We start from the raw sequence: 1,944 nt of genomic DNA, 5'->3' as shown, positions 1-1,944 counted from the left end.
ACTTATGCTGAATAATTAGATCTTCGTGCTGTCTACTCCTCCTAGATTAAGTGATCTACCTCTTTAAAATACCATTCTGTATATTTTCTACTCCCCTCTAGTCCCCCTTAATTTAGTTGGGGGTGGAGGAAGTCAAACTTGTCATCCCCTCTTAATATTGACCCCGTTGAAACGAATCAGGGGAAACCCTAAACCTCTCTATCTTACGACTACCATAACTGCCTTTGGTTGCCGCAAGAGAGCAAAATATAAAAACCTAAAATAAATCGTCCTTAATGGAGTTAAGAATGAAAAAAGTAAGTTTGATTGCTGCTGCAGTGGCGACTACGCTAGCTGCTGGCTCTGCGTTCGCTGTTGACTTTAATGGTTACATGCGTGCTGGTACTGGTATCAGCGGCAACGGTAATGGTGATATCTCAGTTAACAAAAACGGTATTGGTCGTCTAGGTAACGAAAATGACAACTACTCTGAGTTTGGTTTGGCTGAAGAACTAAAAACTGGTGAGCAAACGTGGCGCGTTGAGTCAATGATTGCTTCTGGTGCTCCAGGCGCAAATGGTTGGGAAGATTCTGATTTTAACGTTGCTCAGTTCGCAGTTAAAGCAAAAGGCGTTCTATCTTTCGACCAAGAAGCGACTCTTTGGGCTGGTAAAACATACTACCAACGTAAAGATATCCATATCACGGACTTCTACTTCCTAAACACATCTGGTACTGGTGGTGGTGTTGAAAACATCTCAATCGGTGACCAAAAACTATCTGTTGCATTAATCCAAGATGGCGCGACTGACGATTCAACTGGCTACATCTTTGATGCTCGTCTAGCGAATATCGGCCTATGGCAAGATGCATCTCTAGAATTAGCGCTAGCGTACAACTTCGCAACTGATTCAGATAACGCAAGCGAGTCTGCTGACGACGGTCTACTAGCTTCTGCAATTTTACACCAAGGAACGAGCAACGGTTTCCACCAAACAGTACTTCAGTACGGTACTAACGGTTACGGCGTACAAGCTGCAAACTTCTGGGGTTCTGGTTCTTACTACGCACGTGGTACTGAAGCATTCAACGAAGCATCTGGTTTCCGTCTAATCAACTGGGGTGTAATGAACCTTGGCGAATCTTGGGAAATGGGTCACCAACTAGCTTACCTAGCGGGTAGCGATATCGGTGGTGCAGATAAAGATGGTAACTACACAAACAAAACTTTCGACATCGATCAGTACTCTGCTGTAGTTCGTCCAATGTACAAGTGGAACGACACAATGCGCACAGTATTTGAAGCTGGCTACAATGCTGGTGAGCGCATTGCTGACGGTGGTCTAGCAACTGAAGACTTCGGTAACGCTAAATTCACAGTAGCTCAAGCTTGGGCTATGGGTGACAGCTTCTGGGCTCGTCCTGAAATCCGCGTTTACGGCTCTTACATCCTAGATACTGAAAACAAAGATGCATTCAACGGCGACGATACAGAATATGTATTCGGTATCCAAGCTGAAGCTTGGTGGTAAACACTTAGCTTAACCAATCCTAAACTGTCCTAATTCATAGCCGGCTCGCGTCGGCTATTTTTTTAAGGAATGTACGATTAAGTGGATCGTTCCCTAGGTGAATAGTTTTCTTTGTGGTAATTAAAGTTAGTAAATTTCTTAAAAAAATAACAAGAAGGAAGAGTTATGTATTTTAAAGCTCTAATGTTGAGTGGCTGTGTTGCGTTGGCCGGTTGTCAATCTGCACAAGTTGTAGAGCAGGTGCAAGTGGCACAAGCTGAACAAGTTAACTCTCTTGCTGGTCTTCAATTTGCCCCGATGAAGCTTCCAAGCTCGGCAATTTTTGATGTAACACCAGACAGCCAAATTTTGAACTATCAGGGTATAAACAGCCCTGTAGTAGCGATCGAGCTACCAGCGGATCGTGGCGAATATTCTATTAAGATCACTAGTA

General features: G+C 43.8%; 1 protein-coding gene and 1 pseudogene. Both read left to right on the top strand.

The annotated features are described in order from the left end of the window. The first annotated feature begins 287 nt into the window (after nt 1-287). Nucleotides 288-1,511, top strand: coding sequence for a maltoporin LamB (lamB, locus tag BCT81_RS22355; protein WP_198596945.1), 1,224 nt, complete (start codon nt 288-290; stop codon nt 1,509-1,511). Between the two features lie 165 nt (nt 1,512-1,676). Further along, nucleotides 1,677-1,944, top strand: a pseudogene (locus tag BCT81_RS22350) (transcriptional regulator); the annotation flags it as partial.

It is taken from the genome of Vibrio sp. 10N.261.52.A1, from assembly GCF_002876325.1.
GTDB lineage: Bacteria > Pseudomonadota > Gammaproteobacteria > Enterobacterales > Vibrionaceae > Vibrio > Vibrio chagasii.
This window is presented reverse-complemented; position numbering and strand designations above follow the sequence as displayed.

Bases quoted from the DNA above. Each gene is read 5' to 3' on its own strand.
- lamB (WP_198596945.1), top strand. From the start codon at position 288: ATGAAAAAAGTAAGTTTGATTGCTGCTGCAGTGGCGACTACGCTAGCT.